This is a genomic window from Robertmurraya sp. FSL R5-0851 (assembly GCF_038002965.1).
Taxonomy (GTDB): domain Bacteria; phylum Bacillota; class Bacilli; order Bacillales; family Cytobacillaceae; genus Robertmurraya_A; species Robertmurraya_A beringensis.
On the sequence record NZ_JBBOOE010000001.1, the window covers coordinates 2343422 to 2360980 of the forward strand.

The following is a 17559-nucleotide window of genomic DNA, read 5'->3' on the forward strand; positions in this document are numbered from 1 at the left end:
AAACATTGAATGGACAATATTTGTGAGTTCCGTCATCTAAATCAATTTATCCTTCCCAAATTTCACTTTTGTCAGAGACAAATGAAAAATTATTTTGGCGTAGCCAATCGAGAAAAGAATAATATCACGTTCATCTCCTTGGACATTTTCAATATTTTTCACAAAGATTCGCGCGTCTAAGTCTCTAGCCATCATTTGATTGTAAACTGCATTAAATTGCTCATCTTCATTTGCCTTATCTTCTATCAGGTCCATTATTTTAGATTGTTGTTTGGCGTTAAAGGTAATAATCCCAACTTTTTACCAGGTTGAAGTAGTAAAATCTCCTTCAGAGTTTTTACTACTTCAACTGCTTCTATCTCATTTGATTGATTTATCCATCTTCCTTCTACCTTTTTCCATTCAATAGCTGGAGGCTTTCTAAATGAAATTACATTAGGTGTAAACTGTACATGACCATTGTAAAAAGCATGATGCGAGAAGTTAATGAGCTCTTCATATTTCGATCGATAATGCCATTGAAGAATTTTCTCAGGAAACCTTCTTTTCGCCAAATTTCAATAGGCTAACAGATTCATCTGTATCATACTGCTCATCTTCGTCCTCATCAACTACAACCGACGTTTGAAACATATAGAATGGTGGTAGCTGCTTCTCGTCGCCTGCAATAATGACCTGTTTTGCGCGATATACAGACGGGATCCCGCTTTCAACCAACCGTACATTGTGATTCCTCAAAGAAACACGATTTTGGATGATATATTAAATCAAATTTTATTTAACAAGCTTTAAAACAAGGTATTTAGCAATTTAAAGACACCACTAGGATTCTGTATTATTTCATATTTAGGTACTTCTAGTTCATTATGTTTGCTAACAAATTTTAGACTTTGTTCTTGGATATCTATACTTACTAAAATATCTTTAATTTTGAAGTAAGTTACTCTTTTTGCATTATCCACATTATCATTATCTAAATTCAGAACTATTTTATCAGACACCCTTCTCAACATTCGCCAAATAATCATTTCCTCACTAGACTTCATAAATAATTCCGGTAGCTCAGTAGATTCGTTTAAACTATGTAAGTTAGTTAACATATAACTAGAAATCCCATAACCAACTGGTTTGATCATGTTTTTTAAAGTAATCCAATTTGATACATGAAAACATATACAGTTCACGCCATCAAATTTATCTGTTTTAACTTCCTCTATTTCCCCATAGTATTTGATTCCATTTTCCTGCTGCTCAATTCCGCTCTTAACATATAAAGCCACATATTTCGCTTCCTGCCAACCCTTTTTCAATTTCCTAACCGGAATAGAATAGTAACCTTCTCTCATGAAGCGGAGATACTCCTCGCCGTTTGAAACAAGTCCAACTAATACTAATTCATTAAGACTGGATTTCCATTCTTCTAGTGTACCTCTTGGCAATATTCCTTCCTTTTGAATCTCTTCGGGACTTTTATTGATTAACCATTCTACAAATTGCTCAACTAACACCGTCGCGTTTGGTAGAAAAGGCAACCCACCGATGTTTACCTTGTTTATACTTTGATAAAAATGATGTTTTTGATAAGAATATTCATCAAACCATGGGAACAGAATATACGCTCCGAAAGCTGTTCTTTCATACGGTCCGTTATTCTCAGCAACTATCGAATCTCGATAACGATGCATCGTGTTAATATCATCTTCCATAGGACCAGGGGTTTTGTATCGATTTTTATAGTAGCTATCTTTCTGGGCATAGTCAATCCGGTACTTAGCATCAAAGATGTAATTAAATGTATAGTCTTTTCCTTTTTTCTCAATACTCAACATCGTGTCAGGCTTTTGTGGAATGGTAGGCAGTTTTCCCTCATACTTTTGATAGGTTAACACGATTTCTTCATTGGTAAGGGGATGCCTAAATACACGCTTAGCCGTTCGATTTGCTTCCAGATTCACGAATAATCCATCTCTGTTCACCTGTATAATATCCTGACTTACGAGAGCATACTTTCGTCCCAGTATCTGTCCAAGCTTTAGGAAGGTCCAATACTCATAGAGATTAGCTACATCTTTTAAAGACATTTGGTACAGCTTTCCTTGTAGGGCAAGTCCCTTTGACACCGTTAGGAATATTTGAAAAGCGTCTCGATAGCCTGTAGCCATTTGTAATACGAGACTCATCACCGAACGGTCCAGTTTTCCAATTCTTGACCAGAAATGATTCTTCATTTTAGCTTGAAGTTGAGTAATCATTTTTGAGATTTTTTCCATTAAATCTGGATCGGGTTCTACCATAAATTTGTTCATCTTTTGAACGGTCTCTAATAGATCATTTAGCTTACGTATCAATCTCTCCATCATCCACTTGACGTAGCGATTTTCCAGTGTGTCATATGTTAACTCTTTCTTAGCTTTCAATCCCTCATGAGGCATCAAGTTTATACTATTAATAGCGATTCCTTTTTCAACTTCAACAAACAAGTTGGATCTCTTTCGCAGGTATGCCCTACTCGTACTATCAATTTTCTTGAGTTGATCCCCTATTGCCTTTTCATACGTTTTTTGAAGTGTATGATGGGGCTGATGTTCAATGCGCGCAATGGCTTGTGTAAACTGACGGAAATGCTCAGAAATTAACCGGTAAAACTCCGCTCTAGATGGCTTTCCCTCCAGTTTTACCGAAGCTCCTAAATACGTTTTTCGTATGAAATGATAGGCCAAATTATAGATCTCATCATTTACTTCCTCTAGAAGTTTCTTGTAGTCATTTTTGTAATCAATCTTCGACGGAAAAATTTCTAGTGTAACTTCTAATAGCTTTTTGTTGTCCTGCAGAATCTGAAAGGTTGTAAAACCCACTTCATTCTGGAATTGCAGGTTCCCCATAAGCACGGACTGAGTTCCAAATTCCATTACTGAAACAGCTTGCCGTAATAACGGATGTTCATGGTAGAAGGTTAGTTCCTGGCCATTTTTCGACCAAACGACTAGTTGATACACTCCATTTTCGAAAAAGATGGGTCGTAAATTTACTGGATCAACCATTTGTTGTTCGTTGATGTCGTAGACTTTAATCTCCTGGATATTTACTCCTTCGACATTGAATTCCATGACATCGTGGTAATCCATGCTCCGATATTGCTTAAGTCCTTCATACCCCTCATGATACGGTTTTCCTTTTAACACTAAAGTTAAGTCATCTGCTTCCACCTTAACTAATTCAACATCCTCACGAGATCCAGAAGGAAGTGAAGCCATCGTCTCTTAACCTCCCTAGCATTTCCACTACCTTAGCCGCACTTTTTGGGTACTTCGCACTTTGTAATTCCTGCTCAGTCAATTCAACGTCTTCCTCGAACTGCTTGTTGGTAAATTGGGCATATAGCTTTTTTAGAAGTTGATCTACCCTCATGTCACTTCCAGTAATTCGAGGTAATATCTTTTGTAAGATACAATGATCGAGTGCCTCGGAGAATTCCATCAGCCTTGCCTCTTCGTTATACGCCATGTAGAAACAAATCTCATCACGTACACGATAACCAACATGTGCATTGATTAACTGGAGTGCGGCATTCATTCGTTCTAATTCGGTTGTTACCAACTCTACAATACGATTATTCTTTACATAAAGATCCTTTAAATGGAGGTAAGTCGAAGCAAATGAATCTTGATCACTTACAATTGGATCCACTTGCGCTTGCTCGTGTAAAAATGACAGGTTACCAAGTGCAATACGATTGAACTCAATGGTATTGGCACGGTCTAATACCTTCTTACTGAATGGATGGGTTGTTTCGTCCATGTTAACTGTACCAACGATATAAAGATTATTCGGTAGTTTTAAGTCGAATCCTGCTATTTCCTCGGAAAGTAAATTCGTAGAAACAATATTTCCATTCTTCCACTTACGGCTTTCCATGACACTGAGAATATCACTGAAATAGTACTCCACACGTGCCAGATTCATTTCATCTAATAGCACAAAGTACGGAAGTTCAGGATGGTTTTCTGCTCTCTTTATCACTCTCGTCAGTGGACCTTCCTTAAACTCCCCTTTAATATCGACATACCCTAGTAGGTCCGAGCCATCATTCCAATCTGGACGAATCGGAATTAAAGCAAATTGTCCATTTTCTTCGGTTGCTCCTACACTTTCCGCAAACCATTGAACCATTTTTGTTTTTCCAGTACCAGAAATTCCTGAGAGAATGACAAAGGGCTTTGTTTTTAAGGATAGGAATAGATTAATTACCTCTTCTTTTTTATAATAGAAACCCTTGCTTCGAATATAGGAGTATATATGCTCAATTAAATCTCTATCATTAAGTTTGACCGTTTCATGCTCGTGGACCACGTTATGCGTTTCCGTAGGAGCTTCGTATGTAAGTCGATTTTTACTAGCAATATAGTTTTCGTAAAAAGTTACCATTTCACCTAGGTCTGCTACAAGGACACTTTCACTTGGCATCTCTTGCATGTTATACCGGATATAAGCTGCTGTAGAAAGAGCATATTGCTTTGCTTTCTGACTTGTCCCAAGATTGATTAAGTCATCTCTTTTCACCTTACTTGAGCTATGTATGGATTGACGAATGTCTTCTTTAATTTTAAGCATTTCATCCTTTGATGTCTCCGTTACTCCCTGTGCAAGTGTTAGATAAACACTCTGCATATCCTCACTAAACAGATATACAATATAGTACCCACGTTGGGTTGAAACAGTAATCTTTCGATTCATGATGGCTATCCATGGAACAGACGCCCAGTTTCCTTGGCCAACGGATCCTGTCACTACATACTCTGAAGAATCAATAAAATCCAGCTGATAAAAACCTAATGGGATATCATTTCGAACAAAGGCCCCTAGCTCGTTCCCTCCAAAGGATTCTCTTTTTGCATCTAAGTAGGTGTTCATTACTTTCAGTAGATTACTACGAATATCACTAGCCATTTTCTGCTCCTTTATGCTTAAGGTATCAAAGAAGGGTTCCGTTGGAGTCCATTGGTTGTCGATTAATCTTGTGTGCTCCAACCATTGAAGAAGGAGGTTCGTTCTTTCCTTTGCCACAGACTCTACCATCAGGTTATCCCCACGTGAATTTCGGACGACTAGCATTCCTAGCTCCTCTATAGCAGCCTTCTTGTCTGATTTGCTGTAATGACGAAGAAGATCCAAGCAAATGAGCACCACACGGAAATATCCCAGATTCATTAGAATTCTCTTTATGTATTGATCCTCGTGTTCCGATTCTACATATTCTCTTAGTTGAAAGTGATTAGACTCATTGAACTCATTGATAAAACCCAGCAACCGGGCATCCTGTCTGCTTCTTGATTTGATTCTGTATAAATTCCCCTCGAACTGCTCATTTAACTGTGTTGGATTATAGGTACCAGAGATAATCTCATCTAAAAATTCTTTTACGCTTTTATAAGAAACATTTGGTAGCTCGTCAGTCTGGAATTCTCTTAAATGAATAGAAGTACTTTTATTTTTCGATACATCCACAAACGGAAGATGTGAAAATAATGACATCAGGAAGGAAGTCCGTCCTCTTACCTTTTTAAAATCATTAGCTTCAGCATTCCGAATATCGATAAATTCATACCACCCATCTCGAAGGAAGCGAAACGGGATGAATTCATCAGGTTCTCTTTTGTTACCACTTTGATACTTTGATTTAGAGGATTCCGTTTCTACATAAATCCCTTTATCATCGATCTTCGTTATTACGTTCTCTTTCTTAGAGGTTAAAGTATGAATGGTTTTTACCCTTTTTACTAATTCAAATATGATGTTATCTAACAAATGTAATCACTCCGCACGTCATTAATCTTCCACTTCTACAAGAAGAATTCTTTTATCAAATCCACCACGTTCCTTAAACTTTTCATTTCTTACTTTTTCCACTTCCTCAATGGAAGAACCATGTACCTTTGCTAAGGAGCTAATAACCTCTAACAAATCGGCCAATTCTTCAATAGCAGCCTCATTACTGTCAGCGTTCATGTATTCCTCTAGCTCTTCTCTACTCTTCTTTCTCAGCTCACTTATGTATTCTTGATTTTTTAATATCCTTGTAGAATATTGCTTTCCAGTCGAAGCGATCATCTCAGGTATCTGATCACGGATTAATTTATTGTATACGGGCATTGGTATCTCCTATTCCAACAACACAAAGTTTCTTACGGGACTAATTTCTTACTTTTTCCCATTATACAACAAAAGTTGCATCTTCTTACAGAATAGAGGAATGTTCAAATTATTGTCATGTAGCCTGTCCGATTGAGCTACTTCTTTATATATAAGGATTAAAAGGAGGTGAAGGCAAGTGTCAATTAAGGCTAGTACAATCGACGCTTTTGTGGGTTATTCGCAGTTTAATCATGTGGAGGAGTTTCGTGACCATGTGACTTTATGGATGGTAGATTATAAGAATCATTTCACAAGAAATGAGCAGATTGCATTGCAGCGACTGATACTTTTCGCTGAAAAGGTGCCAGGAGTTTGTAACGCGAAAATAGGTACTATGCTTAAAAGTATCTATGAGGAACGGGGAGAACTTGGTATGATTTCACGATCATCCTTTAAACGAATGCTTCAAAAGGCGATTAAATTTGGCATTATAACTGTATATGAAACTGTACGGAAGAATGGGTCGCAGTTTAGTAACCTTTATGTGTTTAATCGGTATCCCTACTAATACCATAAAAAGAGCGTTTCTCCTTTTGGTGGAAAAACGCTTTTCTCTTATTTTTAAAAGCTATTATTCTTTTCGGGAATAATACCGTAACAACCTTTTGATATTCTTAGCAAAATGCGGAACCTTGATGGTACAGTCGAGCTATTATTGCCTCCATGTGTAACAGGTACCATATCTACCATAACAGTACCTATTCTTTTTGAAATTTTTTTGTATCCATTCATCTATTTCTTTCTTACTTTGAACGCCACCTAAATGTTTAAATGCTTCAAGAATTGCTTCGTATTGTGTAATCACTTTTCTCACCTTTAGCTTCATTATTAATTGATTCAGTCAAACTTTATTCTAGTGTTAACTGATCATGAATCCTTTTAGAGGGCTGCAAATCAAAGAATACTCAGCCCTCTATGATAATAAGGTATTAGGATTTAGAAAAGTCTATACGAGAACAGTCCCACCCGTCTCGAGCAACGGAGTTTCCACCGCAACCCCCAGATTCTTCAGTAACTTAGCAATCGTCAACATCCCACTATGAGGATTAATCTTCGTCTCCAAGAAGTAAGTCTCCCCTGTAATGATAGATTCATAGGTATGGATGGAAGCAAACTTCTTCCTGTTTTTATGAATCGGCTGCAACGCGATTGCATACCGATTTCCTCTGTCCCCGCCACCAAGAATAAAGCCTTCCTCGACCAGCTGATGAAGAGGAAGTTGCTGCTCTTCGATCCACTGCAACGACTTTTTCCAAAGTTCCGCCACTGTTTTTCCATCAATAATGGTTTCTTCATTCTCATGATTTATCACGATATGAAGCTCGTCCCATCTTTTGTGTATGGTTCTTTGAAATGGGGTTGAGAAATTCCATAGCTCTTCTACATCGTTTTCCTCGTTCAGGATCCATTTGATGGTTCTGAATACTTCCCCATAGGTTTCGTTTACGACTGTGTTCACGTAGTTTCTTTCTTCACTGTCGTCTTCATTTGATATGTTCGTAATGGCTTTAAACACATCTTCAAAGCGGTCATAAATGGAACGTACGAGGATGCGTTCTTCTTCAATCGTCGCCAATTTTTCACGTTTACCTTTATATGGCATACGTAGAGCATCTACATACTGCTGAATGATCGGTTTGGCGTAAATGCTTAGATCTGGGTTTTCTAGGCACGGCATGAGAACGATGTCTACTAATTGCTGATAATCAATTCCATTCCATTTGGAGCTGCCAAACGTTGCTTCATTGGAATCTTTGATTTGGCTTTTGGGTACTAAGCCTACCAGCAGAAACGTTTCGTCTTTGAATTTCTCTTCGAACTTTCTTAAGTACTTGTTGCATTGATTCACGTCTACTCTGGCGTAAACCTTTTGCTCGACCGCTAGGATTAATCTTTTCTCCTGACTAGGGTCTTTTTCATCAACGATATTTACCTTAAAGAAGACATCGAGCCTTCCTTTGTCGTCATTCTTTTCAGATTCCTCGAGGTTTTCCTGCTCATCGATATCCAGTTTGTTTATATCCTTTTCAGCGATAACTTCCGGATGTCTGAATTGATTCACATTTAGCATGGCGAGATCCGTAATATCATCCAAGTTTTCATCGGCCGATTCTGCCACGGCCATTAAGAATCGTTGAAACGGATAATACCCTAGCATATGTCGTTCAGTAGGATCCAACAACCAAGTTAAGAACCGTGAATGCCAGGTTTCTAAATGGGTCGCTCCCACTACATGGAACACATTCGGGCGGTCTATTAGGAATTTTAAGGCGACAAACTCTTTATCCATCGTTAATTCATACAACATTCGTTTTAGTGATTTCATTGTTGATTCCTCCAAATTTGTATTATGTATCTGACCCTCAATACGTGATCGTTTAAACAAACAAGCTTTGGTCAGTTATTTACTATTTTTATAGGATTGTAGATGCATATTCCCACTCATAGATCCTTATAGGAGTATACTAATTAAGGAGAAATTTTACAATTCTTAGCCTTTCTCCTTTAGCCCATTCCTACCTATTACTTATTGAATTCAAGGATCTGCCTAACCCATCAAAGCAGGTTAGGCATAGACCCCCTATTCCTCTAATGCATCCGGATAAACCACTTCTTCAAACACCTCTCCGGTTGCTTGGTCCTTTACCATAATTTTCACCTGATAATCCTCACTATCTGCGCCGTTAAACAGCTGATAGTACATGCCAGATAAACCAAGTCCAAATACAACAAAGCTATCCATGCTGTTTTCATAGGTTGCTTGATCTACCACCATCGTAAACTCTGAAAATGACTTATTGTACGTGATCTCTTGAATCGAAACAAAGTCTTCATTGTGTTTCATATCCGCTACAGACTCAATGATCCCAGTTTCTAACTCCTTCATAATTTCCTTGTGTTTCGATTTGGACATTTTATACGTGACGGAACCGTCTTCGTTCTTCGTTGCTTTAACGCCTTCCTTTTCTACTTCAGCAATGGAAGCATCCACATCTTCTCCTTCAAACATCGAAGCGGGCAGAGTGACTTCTACATTGAGTAACCCTTTATCCACTTCCACCGCTTCATTGGTTGGTTCTTGTTCCGTTGTCTCACTATTCTCTTTGTCAGCTGCCTTCGATGTGTCCGATGACGAGCACCCCGTTAAAAGAGTAAAAATAAGTACCACCATCATTAATATAAATTTTTTCATTTTAATTCCTCCTAATAAAATTTCACTAGATTACCAAGTCCAACCATACGCCTTTACATCAATCGTTTTAACTTTGCCGGCAATTTCTCTCGGTACTTCTGGGTAGTTTAATTCAAATCCGGCTTCACTACCTGGATTCACACCCACATCCACACTCCCATTTAACACACCAAGTAAGGTTCCACTTTCATCAAATAACGCCGCAGAGATTCGGATGTCATCTTGTAATTCACTTGTCGTATTTTTCACTACTCCCGTCACGGTATACGGAGTGCTATAGTCATCGGTGGAAGGAATTCCTTTCGTTCCTGACACTTCTAGTAAATTAGCACTTTCTTCGGTTGGATCAAACCCATAATTATAAGTAGTTTCACCGTATAGGGCTGGGTCGGTCATTCCTTCAAGGATCGTCGTTTCGGTAATATAGGCTTGTTCACCAGGACCTACCACACTTGGGACTGAATAGATCATGGTTGAAGTTCCGAGAATGCCCCCTTCTTTATCTTTGTAATTCATTTGCGTTTCTCCAATTGAGACCGGCACATCGCCCGTATTTTCAAAGATCGCAGAGGAATGAACCCACACGCTATCAATGGAATCCTTCCAGGCTCCCCCAGTGGATTGGACAATTTCAAGCTTTGGCTCCTCTTGAACTTCTTTTGATTCTTCTTGTTTTGATCCTGCTTGCTCTTCGATCCCTTCCGAAGAATGGGTATCTCCCGCGAGCTCATTTCCACATGCGGATACAAATACCATTAAAGTTACTGCTAAGATAACATTCAACCAACCTCTCATCATCATCCACCTCATTCATTTTTTCTATAAAACTAGTAAGTTACCAGTAGTCTGATCCAGTCACTCATTTTACCTAAGAAAAGATACATCCCCTTTAAGCACTTCTTCAATTTCTTCTGCTGCTTTCATATCAAACCATTTCATCGGTGCGAGCAACGAGAAGGCTTGCTGATTCTCAAGCTCCCTTGCGACCGTTCGAACATCTTGTAACATCTTCAAATCGTCAATATAATGTTCCATCGTTAACATCGCGAGTTCTTGATTCTTTTTGTCGGAGTAAAATAAGTCTGCCAATACTCCAATGGCACTTCTGATCTGCTGTTGGTTCATACGCACTCTCCTCTTCTTCATTCCTATAGTTGAAGTATAAGAAAAAAGGTGGTCCATTTTCGGACCCCTTTTGCATGATTTTTATGAATATTTCACTTCGCTGAAAGAAAAAATATACAAAAACAACAATTATTTATTGTAAAACGATAAATAATACACTAGAATCAATATATAAATATTTTAGTGAGGTGTTTTTAATGAAACGAGGATCCACATTATTTTTAAGAATGGCACTTGTTCTTATTGGGCTTCCAGTTCTAGCTTTAGGTATTTTTGGGTTCACTTGGTTGCCCCAGCATCCAATCAATCCAAGTTATGACCACATTCTCTATCCCATTATTGTAGGGATGTATGTATCTGCCCTACCGTTCTTCGGTGCCTTGTATCAGGCGTTCAAACTTTTGAACTATATTGACAAAAACGAAGCTTTTTCTGAGCTGTCTGTGAAAGCACTACAGAAGATCAAATTCTGTGCCTTGACCTTCAGTGGGTTGTATGTGGTCGTTCTGCCATTTGTGTATGTGGTCGCCGAAATTGATGATGCACCTGGCCTGATTCTCATGGGAATGGTTCCTACCTTTGCTTCTTTGGTCATCGCTGTCTTCGCTGCGGTTCTCCAACGACTATTAAAAGAAGCAATTGATATCAAATCTGAAAATGATTTAACGGTCTGAGGTGAATATAATGGCGATAATTATTAATGTTGATGTGATGTTGGCGAAACGGAAGATGAGTGTAACCGAACTTTCGGAGAGAGTGGGAATCACTATGGCAAACCTTTCGATCTTGAAAAATGGAAAAGCCAAGGCGATTCGATTATCCACGTTAGATGCCATATGCAAGGCTTTGGACTGTCAGCCTGGAGATATTTTGGAGTATCGAAGGGATGAGGAAAATCAAGAATCGTAGACACCTTTCCTGCAACAAATAAAAAGGATTAATTGAGCAGATAAGAAATGCTCTATTAATCCTTTTTTTCAAAAGGCTCTTTTCTAAAACATTGTTGCTATATACACACTTTTTAGAAATTAACTATTTGTTTCAACAGCCAATCAGAATATTTTCATCCTTAGAAAAGAGCTACTCTACAAATAGACCAATAAATCCAGCGTTATGTGGGGAAAAATCCGGCATTTGGGATTTTTCCAAAACAACAAACTTTACGAAAAACAACCTTTCATAATTAATAATGACTATTCGCCTGAATAAAAAATTGCGACTGTTTGTAGTTATAGATGTTTTTCGAGTAGTCGAAGGGCTGTCCGTTTGTTAAATGAAAAATAACTTCGAGGCAAAACTTTGGGTCTCCAGGTTCTAGACCTAAATACCCCGCTTCTTCCTTATTCAATTTATCTGCTTGAAGGTACATATCCGAAAATCCAACCTTTAATCCTAATCCCTCTTGAATGTAATGAAAGATCGATTCAGACACAATTTCTTTATTTAAATAAGGTATGATGGCTTTATTATAATAGGAATGCTCCAGACACAAGGTTTCCCCGTTAATATATTGAATCCGTTTGACATAATATACTTCATCCTCTGGTCCAATATTTAAATTGTCCATCACCTCTTGTGTTGGCTTAACCACATCTAATTCGATGACCTCAGACGTTGGCTGAGATTCTTCCATTTCTTTTTTAAATCCTTGATTGGACAACAGGCTGATGTAACCCTTCCGTTTATGGCGTCTCACAAAGATTCCGCTTCCTCGCACTTGGAAAACAATCCCTTTTCTCTCCAAAAGATCTAAGGCACTCGTAATCGTGCTCTTACTTACGGCAAATTGCGCCGTTAACGTTTCTAATATGGGAAGCTTATCTCCCTGCTGCAGGTTATGGTCAACTATATATTTTTCAATTTCGCTGGCTATTTGTTGGTACTTTAACATGTCGTCCCCTCATTTGTTCATTCATTTGCCCATATTATAGCACAAACCAAGCAAAAAGATTACATGAATAAAAAAATAATTCATGTATTGAAAAATTATACCGGCACAATTATAATGTGAATATACAAACAATAAGGAAGGGTGTTACTTAATGATGTCAAATATACAAGATAAAGTGGTTATTATTTTGGGAGCTTCGAGTGGAATTGGTGAGGCTACCACCAAGAAACTTGCACAAGAAGGAGCAAAACTAGTCATCGCGGCACGTCGTGAAGATCGTTTGAAAGCGCTTATCGAATCATTACCAAATACTGATATTTCCTTTATGGTTGCAGATGTAACGAATAAAGACGAAGTTGAAGCGGTGGTCGATTTAGCAATCGAAAAACATGGCCGTGTCGATGTCCTCTTCAATAACGCCGGAATCATGCCACAATCTTTGCTCTCAGACTTAAAAATCGATGAATGGCGCCAAATGCTTGATATCAATGTCATGGGTGTTTTAAATGGAATCGCTGCCGTGTTACCGATCATGCAAAAGCAAAAATCAGGTCACATTGTCACAACTGCCTCTGAAGCAGGACATGTTGTTTTTCAACAAGGGGCTGTTTACAGTGGAACAAAGTTTGCCGTTCGTGCCATCATGGAAACATTGCGTCAAGAGGAACGAAATAACCATATCCGAAGCACACTCATCTCTCCAGGAACGGTCAACACGGAACTTCATTTAACAATCAGTGACTCTGAAAGACGGGAATGGATTGAGAATCTTCAACGAGAGATCGGGTTACAATCAAGTGATGTCGCAGATGCCGTCGCTTATGCCATTGGTACACCAAAATCGGTTAATATAAGTGAAATCCTTATGGTCCCAGCGACACCAATGGACTAACGGGTGCTCAGGACACCTTTTTTAAATAAAAACTAAAAGTTGGTTCTTTCATGGAGGAAAAATAATGAAACAAATAAAGATCATGTTTCTCCTATTATTAATCATCCTTTCAGTAGGGATTGCTGCATCCTTATCTTTAAAAGTTTCGGTTGGTGTGGGGGCATATGATGCATTAGCACAATCTATTTCTTTCCTATCTGGAATTAAAGTAGGAACGATTGGAATGATTTTTAATAGTAGCTGTATAGTAGGCCAAATGATTCTTCTTAGAAAGGGTTTTAAAATACGCCATCTATTACAATTGCCTTTGACCATTCTCATTGGGGTTGTAATCAATTTCTTTTTCTATGAAGTTTGGGGCTCAATTACAATAGATAGTTATATACTTAGAGTGATATTGTTAATTGCTGCGTTAACCATAGTAGCTTTTGCATTAGCGATCATGTTGGTATTAGATGTAGTCACTTTTCCATTGGAAGGATTTTGTATGACCTTGTCCAAAAAAACAAAATGGAAATTTGTTTACATCAGACAATCGGTCGATCTTTTATGTATCCTTCTTGTCGTTCTACTAACATTTGGGTTCTCATTATCGCTTACTATAAGGGAAGGAACCGTAATTGGTATGCTCCTTATGGGACCGTTGATTGGATTCTTTATGAAGAAGGTTGAACCCATTTTAAGAAAATATAATCTTATAAATGAAGAAGAAGAAATGGTAGTAAATAAAGATTCTGTAAAAGTCGTTTAGTCGGTTAAACCCTTGAAACCAGTTACGACTACCCCGGCAGTTGTACATCACGGAAAAGAGTGAACAAGAAATATTTCTTGTTCACTTTATCTTTTATCTTATCATTTCATCTCTTCTACTGAAATCTCGGTATTAACTTTTATAGTTTCCTTACGATTAGTTAGATTTTTCGGTAATAAAAAGGATATTCCGAAGACGTAATCTCACTTTTTAGAAAAGATAAAATGATCATCAGCATTCCAAACGTGCAGATGATCTGCACGGTATCCGCGTAACCACAACACCCCATTTATTCGTCTCAGATAAAAGCCTTTTGGAAAATCGTCCTCTTCCGATAGAATTTCAGATGCGATCGTGATGGAGCCGGATGGAGCTTGTTGTTTCTGTAGAGAATTCCCTACTTCCCCTTCAGTCTGGTCGAGATACGCTAGTCTTAGGTAAGGTCCGAGCTCTACCGGGCACAAAGCCAACCCCAGTTCGCTCGCTCTTTTATAGATTTGATCGGTAGTCGCTCCCTCAAGAAAGCCAAGGTTACCAACGGTTAATTCCACCGTCTCCAGGCTGTATTTTGTTTCAGAAGTCGTAAACCGATCGGAAGCGAATAGCCTCTTTCCATATTCATTCATCATGATCGAAGATTGCTTTAACTTCTCGATCAGTTCCCCTTTTGAGAGTCCCCCCACCTCTATGGTTCTCGATATAAATGGGCATTCAGGGTAGATTTTTTCATGTGGAATACGCATTTCTATTCCCTCCTAACAAAGGATGAGCGATCATCAAGATAATATTCATTATTTGGTTGTATAATAGTTAACGGTATCATTTTAAAATAGGTATCGGAGGTTCGTCATGGAAAATGAAAAATGTGACATGATACACCCAAACGGTGTGAAGGAAAAGAAACTAGAGGTGAATAATGATTACACGATTAAATACCATGCCAATGGAAAAACCATATGGTCAAAAGGTAAAATCATCGATGATATGCCAGATGGCTATTGGGAATGGTATCGGACCGATGGAACGATAAAGCGGTCCGGGTATTTTGAAATGGGTGAGCCTGTTGGAGAATGGATCACCTATGATAGCCAAGGTTTAAAATACAAAACCACCAATCGTGATAAAAAATAAGGGTATAGGGGTCAAACATGTGAACAATAAAATCCAAAAAATCACCACGAATTTATGGTTTGAACACCAAGCAGAGGAAACAGCCACCTTTTATACGTCCATCTTTAAGAATTCAAGCATTCGTAGAATCACCCGCTACGGAAAAGAACGTCATGAAAGCCGTACAGAAGGAGCAGTAATGACGGTTGAATTTGAATTGGAAGGCATCCCTTTTGTCGCGTTAAATGGAGGTCCAACCTATACATTTACAGAAGCGATCTCGTTTATTATAAACTGTGAGACACAGGAAGAACTAGACTATTATTGGGAAAAACTTTCTGAAGGTGGAGACGAAAAGGCACAAGTTTGTGGATGGTTGAAAGATAAGTTCGGCGTTTCTTGGCAAGTGATTCCTGCATCCCTTAACGAGATGATAAGTGATGAAAATCCTGAAAAATCGGAAAGAGTGATGAATGCTCTTCTCCAAACGAAGACGAAAATTGATATGGGAAAATTAAGACAAGCATATGAAGGGAATTCTAATTAAAGTGTTTCTGGATGTACTGCGACTTTAATCGAATTTGCCTCAAAATATACACTAAGAGTTGAACTTATAGCTTCAACGGGGTTAGTTGAAGTAGGGATATGCATGGAAGCATATCCCTATATGTATTTAAACTAATTTCAATGAAATAAACCGTATAATAATTTACCAACCCAAAACGCAAGTAAAATCCAGATTAGAATAAAGAGTATGGCAACAAACCAGTTTTTTGGTTTACCCTTTTCCCTAATTTCTTCAGCCTTTTCTCGGTTTTCTTCCATAATGTAAGTTGGTATTAATTTTAAAGCCAGTGAAATGCCCAGTGGAACAATAATTAGGTCATCAAGATAACCTAAAACAGGAATGAAGTCAGGGATTAAATCGATAGGACTAAAAGCATAAGCAACCACACAAATAGCAACCAATTTAGCATACCAAGGAACTCTATTATCTTTGTATGATAAATAAAGGATGAATAAATTTTGTTTTAAATTTCTTGCGTAGTTTTTTAATTTAGTTAAAGTATTTTGTTGTTCCATCTAACTCCCCCTTGTTAGTAATAATATAAAGTAAATTAGGAGAGAATTAAATCATTTTCACTTTGTGCTTGTGGGGGGCCATATGGCTCTTACGTTTTCTTATGTCTTTTATCAGCTGCATTCGCTATAAATAAGAAAGCAATACAAAAAACAATCCCTCCAACAACCATCATAGTGACCTTTCCGATAGGAAACAAAAGTGATAACAAGAATAACAAGACTCCACTACCTAATAGTAAAGTTAAGCCTATAGCAAATGACATCTTTTCAGGTAATGCTTTTATTTTTTCCAATTCTATTTCTCCCTCTTTAAGTTAATTGAATAGATTTTTTACTGAACAACCATTTTCTTCGTTTTGTTATTTTTAGAATAAATGGCTTGCTCAGCCCCAAATCTGCAAACCGTTCGTTCTAATTCCATCCCTAGTCTTTCTAATAGCTTACAAGAGGATGTATTGGCCGTTTGCGTTTCCGCAATTATTTTTGATAGGTTTAGTTCATTTAATGCATAATTTAATAGTACCTGAACTGCTTCTGATGCATACCCTTTTCCCCACCAATAGGGTAACAGTTGATAGGAAATTTCTTGGTAAACGCCGTCGTGGTGAGGGTCCAGAGAAACCAAACCAATAAAATCCTCTGTGTGTTTTTCTCTAACCACCCAATACAAAGAGTTCGAGCCTGCATTCAGCATGTCTTCTAATACTTGTTCAATTGAATGTTCCTCGCGTGTACCACCAAGATATTTTCTTACTTCCTGATTTATATATAATTTTTTCACATCCATGGTATCCGATCTTTGCAAAGTATGGATCAAACATCTTTCTGTTTCAAACAACACCATTCAACCCCTAAAATTGAATTTAACTAATATACAAACCTAAGACTCTACGACTTTCTTAGTTAAACAGAATGCAACTAGACAATCGTATCTCTAAAAATAAGAAAGATGGTTGCGTATAACAGAATGTTAAAGACTGCAAGTAACGTCAACACGAATGTCTTTTTTTCTTTCTCATATTTCCATTCCATAAATGCTCGTAGACTGTTTAACAAAGCAAAAAAGAGGATGGTTAATAGAAAGATGTCATCAATAATCAATAGTAAAATTAAATGAACCGTTAATAAGGCTCTTTCTAGCCATTTCTGAGTGTTGTTCAAGGGTTTGTAAATGCCCCATGGAGTTTTCTCAATTTGCAACTTTTTACGTAGATACCGATTCAGTATCCAATCGTACAGAAAAAACAACGCAAATAACCCGAGGATTTTCATAAAAGGGAAACTCCTTTAAGATTTTATACAACTAAATATTACCATAT

The 17559-nt window shown here is 37.8% G+C and carries 23 protein-coding genes; 7 read left to right on the plus strand and 16 right to left on the minus strand.

The annotated features are described in order from the left end of the window. Window positions 1-36 precede the first annotated feature (36 nt). From MKX65_RS11785 to MKX65_RS11810, 6 genes are all read right to left on the minus strand, one after another. The gene (locus MKX65_RS11785) at window positions 37-255 is read right to left on the minus strand and encodes a hypothetical protein (protein WP_340903743.1); all 219 of its coding nucleotides are present in this window, start codon (window positions 253-255) and stop codon (window positions 37-39) included. Then, window positions 255-554, minus strand: coding sequence for a hypothetical protein (locus MKX65_RS11790; protein WP_340903744.1), 300 nt, complete (start codon window positions 552-554; stop codon window positions 255-257). The genes MKX65_RS11785 and MKX65_RS11790 overlap by 1 nt, the downstream gene beginning before the upstream one ends. Beyond that, window positions 532-717: a hypothetical protein gene (locus MKX65_RS11795; protein WP_340903745.1), complete on the minus strand. Its 186-nt coding sequence runs from the start codon at window positions 715-717 to the stop codon at window positions 532-534. The genes MKX65_RS11790 and MKX65_RS11795 overlap by 23 nt, the downstream gene beginning before the upstream one ends. 71 nt (window positions 718-788) lie before the next feature. Next, window positions 789-3257, minus strand: coding sequence for a restriction endonuclease-like protein (locus MKX65_RS11800; protein WP_340903746.1), 2469 nt, complete (start codon window positions 3255-3257; stop codon window positions 789-791). Further along, window positions 3229-5808, minus strand: a complete 2580-nt coding sequence (locus MKX65_RS11805) for an MrcB family domain-containing protein (protein WP_340903747.1) — start codon at window positions 5806-5808, stop codon at window positions 3229-3231. The genes MKX65_RS11800 and MKX65_RS11805 overlap by 29 nt, the downstream gene beginning before the upstream one ends. A 21-nt stretch (window positions 5809-5829) precedes the next feature. After that, window positions 5830-6153 (minus strand): nucleoside triphosphate pyrophosphohydrolase, encoded by a 324-nt coding sequence (locus tag MKX65_RS11810; protein WP_340903748.1) that lies wholly within the window; start codon window positions 6151-6153, stop codon window positions 5830-5832. Window positions 6154-6331: 178 nt separating this feature from the next. Between MKX65_RS11810 and MKX65_RS11815 the strand changes: the two genes are divergently transcribed. Next, a complete protein-coding gene (locus MKX65_RS11815) occupies window positions 6332-6703 on the plus strand; it encodes a hypothetical protein (RefSeq protein WP_340903750.1) in 372 nt (123 codons plus the stop codon). 438 nt (window positions 6704-7141) lie between these two features. Here the strand turns inward: MKX65_RS11815 and MKX65_RS11820 are convergent, their stop codons facing one another. From MKX65_RS11820 to MKX65_RS11835, 4 genes are all read right to left on the minus strand, one after another. Beyond that, window positions 7142-8521 carry a PD-(D/E)XK nuclease family protein gene (locus tag MKX65_RS11820; protein ID WP_340903751.1) on the minus strand — a complete coding sequence of 460 codons (1380 nt, stop codon included), beginning with the start codon at window positions 8519-8521 and terminating at the stop codon, window positions 7142-7144. A gap of 255 nt (window positions 8522-8776) precedes the next feature. Beyond that, window positions 8777-9388 carry a hypothetical protein gene (locus tag MKX65_RS11825; RefSeq protein ID WP_340903753.1) on the minus strand — a complete coding sequence of 204 codons (612 nt, stop codon included), beginning with the start codon at window positions 9386-9388 and terminating at the stop codon, window positions 8777-8779. A gap of 30 nt (window positions 9389-9418) precedes the next feature. Further along, window positions 9419-10183 carry an FxLYD domain-containing protein gene (locus MKX65_RS11830; RefSeq protein WP_340903754.1) on the minus strand — a complete coding sequence of 255 codons (765 nt, stop codon included), beginning with the start codon at window positions 10181-10183 and terminating at the stop codon, window positions 9419-9421. Between the two features lie 69 nt (window positions 10184-10252). Then, the gene (locus MKX65_RS11835; RefSeq protein ID WP_340903755.1) at window positions 10253-10513 is read right to left on the minus strand and encodes a hypothetical protein; all 261 of its coding nucleotides are present in this window, start codon (window positions 10511-10513) and stop codon (window positions 10253-10255) included. 197 nt (window positions 10514-10710) lie between these two features. Here MKX65_RS11835 and MKX65_RS11840 point away from each other — a divergent pair, with 197 nt between their 5' ends. Together MKX65_RS11840 and MKX65_RS11845 are read left to right on the plus strand one after the other, a co-directional pair. Further along, window positions 10711-11187 (plus strand): DUF2975 domain-containing protein, encoded by a 477-nt coding sequence (locus MKX65_RS11840; protein WP_340903756.1) that lies wholly within the window; start codon window positions 10711-10713, stop codon window positions 11185-11187. 10 nt (window positions 11188-11197) lie between these two features. Further along, window positions 11198-11422: a helix-turn-helix domain-containing protein gene (locus MKX65_RS11845; protein ID WP_340903757.1), complete on the plus strand. Its 225-nt coding sequence runs from the start codon at window positions 11198-11200 to the stop codon at window positions 11420-11422. A 274-nt stretch (window positions 11423-11696) separates the two neighbouring features. Here MKX65_RS11845 and MKX65_RS11850 read toward each other — a convergent pair whose 3' ends face one another. Beyond that, on the minus strand, window positions 11697-12404 hold the full coding sequence (locus MKX65_RS11850) for a GntR family transcriptional regulator (RefSeq protein WP_340903758.1): 708 nt from the start codon (window positions 12402-12404) through the stop codon (window positions 11697-11699). A gap of 154 nt (window positions 12405-12558) precedes the next feature. Here MKX65_RS11850 and MKX65_RS11855 point away from each other — a divergent pair, with 154 nt between their 5' ends. Both MKX65_RS11855 and MKX65_RS11860 read left to right on the plus strand, forming a co-directional pair. Next, the gene (locus MKX65_RS11855; RefSeq protein WP_340906229.1) at window positions 12559-13296 is read left to right on the plus strand and encodes an SDR family oxidoreductase; all 738 of its coding nucleotides are present in this window, start codon (window positions 12559-12561) and stop codon (window positions 13294-13296) included. Window positions 13297-13360: 64 nt separating this feature from the next. Next, window positions 13361-14047, plus strand: a complete 687-nt coding sequence (locus tag MKX65_RS11860; protein WP_340903759.1) for a YczE/YyaS/YitT family protein — start codon at window positions 13361-13363, stop codon at window positions 14045-14047. Window positions 14048-14250: 203 nt separating this feature from the next. On the opposite strand, the gene MKX65_RS11865 is transcribed toward MKX65_RS11860, so the two are convergent. Continuing rightward, window positions 14251-14790 (minus strand): helicase, encoded by a 540-nt coding sequence (locus MKX65_RS11865; RefSeq protein WP_340903760.1) that lies wholly within the window; start codon window positions 14788-14790, stop codon window positions 14251-14253. A gap of 106 nt (window positions 14791-14896) precedes the next feature. On the opposite strand from MKX65_RS11865, the gene MKX65_RS11870 reads away from it, so the two are divergent. Beyond that, window positions 14897-15178 (plus strand): hypothetical protein, encoded by a 282-nt coding sequence (locus MKX65_RS11870; protein ID WP_340903761.1) that lies wholly within the window; start codon window positions 14897-14899, stop codon window positions 15176-15178. A gap of 19 nt (window positions 15179-15197) precedes the next feature. Then, window positions 15198-15704 (plus strand): VOC family protein, encoded by a 507-nt coding sequence (locus tag MKX65_RS11875; RefSeq protein ID WP_340903762.1) that lies wholly within the window; start codon window positions 15198-15200, stop codon window positions 15702-15704. Between the two features lie 137 nt (window positions 15705-15841). On the opposite strand, the gene MKX65_RS11880 is transcribed toward MKX65_RS11875, so the two are convergent. From MKX65_RS11880 to MKX65_RS11895, 4 genes are all read right to left on the minus strand, one after another. Continuing rightward, complete coding sequence (locus MKX65_RS11880; RefSeq protein WP_340903763.1) at window positions 15842-16240, minus strand: YkvA family protein; 399 nt, start codon at window positions 16238-16240, stop codon at window positions 15842-15844. Between the two features lie 89 nt (window positions 16241-16329). Next, complete coding sequence (locus tag MKX65_RS11885) at window positions 16330-16533, minus strand: hypothetical protein (protein ID WP_340903764.1); 204 nt, start codon at window positions 16531-16533, stop codon at window positions 16330-16332. Window positions 16534-16571: 38 nt separating this feature from the next. Next, a complete protein-coding gene (locus MKX65_RS11890) occupies window positions 16572-17078 on the minus strand; it encodes a GNAT family N-acetyltransferase (RefSeq protein WP_445677914.1) in 507 nt (168 codons plus the stop codon). A gap of 80 nt (window positions 17079-17158) precedes the next feature. Continuing rightward, window positions 17159-17512, minus strand: a complete 354-nt coding sequence (locus MKX65_RS11895) for a DUF4181 domain-containing protein (protein WP_160547587.1) — start codon at window positions 17510-17512, stop codon at window positions 17159-17161. Window positions 17513-17559 lie beyond the last annotated feature (47 nt).

What these genes read in the sequence shown, in the direction of transcription:
- MKX65_RS11850 (WP_340903758.1), bottom strand. Translation starts at nt 12,404, where the DNA reads ATGTTAAAGTACCAACAAATAGCCAGCGAAATTGAAAAATATATAGTT.
- MKX65_RS11800 (WP_340903746.1), bottom strand. Translation starts at nt 3,257, where the DNA reads ATGGCTTCACTTCCTTCTGGATCTCGTGAGGATGTTGAATTAGTTAAG.
- MKX65_RS11825 (WP_340903753.1), bottom strand. Translation starts at nt 9,388, where the DNA reads ATGAAAAAATTTATATTAATGATGGTGGTACTTATTTTTACTCTTTTA.
- MKX65_RS11870 (WP_340903761.1), top strand. Translation starts at nt 14,897, where the DNA reads ATGGAAAATGAAAAATGTGACATGATACACCCAAACGGTGTGAAGGAA.
- MKX65_RS11865 (WP_340903760.1), bottom strand. Translation starts at nt 14,790, where the DNA reads ATGCGTATTCCACATGAAAAAATCTACCCTGAATGCCCATTTATATCG.
- MKX65_RS11820 (WP_340903751.1), bottom strand. Translation starts at nt 8,521, where the DNA reads ATGAAATCACTAAAACGAATGTTGTATGAATTAACGATGGATAAAGAG.
- MKX65_RS11840 (WP_340903756.1), top strand. Translation starts at nt 10,711, where the DNA reads ATGAAACGAGGATCCACATTATTTTTAAGAATGGCACTTGTTCTTATT.
- MKX65_RS11785 (WP_340903743.1), bottom strand. Translation starts at nt 255, where the DNA reads ATGGACCTGATAGAAGATAAGGCAAATGAAGATGAGCAATTTAATGCA.
- MKX65_RS11830 (WP_340903754.1), bottom strand. Translation starts at nt 10,183, where the DNA reads ATGAGAGGTTGGTTGAATGTTATCTTAGCAGTAACTTTAATGGTATTT.
- MKX65_RS11895 (WP_160547587.1), bottom strand. Translation starts at nt 17,512, where the DNA reads ATGAAAATCCTCGGGTTATTTGCGTTGTTTTTTCTGTACGATTGGATA.
- MKX65_RS11855 (WP_340906229.1), top strand. Translation starts at nt 12,559, where the DNA reads ATGTCAAATATACAAGATAAAGTGGTTATTATTTTGGGAGCTTCGAGT.
- MKX65_RS11845 (WP_340903757.1), top strand. Translation starts at nt 11,198, where the DNA reads ATGGCGATAATTATTAATGTTGATGTGATGTTGGCGAAACGGAAGATG.
- MKX65_RS11835 (WP_340903755.1), bottom strand. Translation starts at nt 10,513, where the DNA reads ATGAACCAACAGCAGATCAGAAGTGCCATTGGAGTATTGGCAGACTTA.
- MKX65_RS11860 (WP_340903759.1), top strand. Translation starts at nt 13,361, where the DNA reads ATGAAACAAATAAAGATCATGTTTCTCCTATTATTAATCATCCTTTCA.
- MKX65_RS11880 (WP_340903763.1), bottom strand. Translation starts at nt 16,240, where the DNA reads ATGGAACAACAAAATACTTTAACTAAATTAAAAAACTACGCAAGAAAT.
- MKX65_RS11810 (WP_340903748.1), bottom strand. Translation starts at nt 6,153, where the DNA reads ATGCCCGTATACAATAAATTAATCCGTGATCAGATACCTGAGATGATC.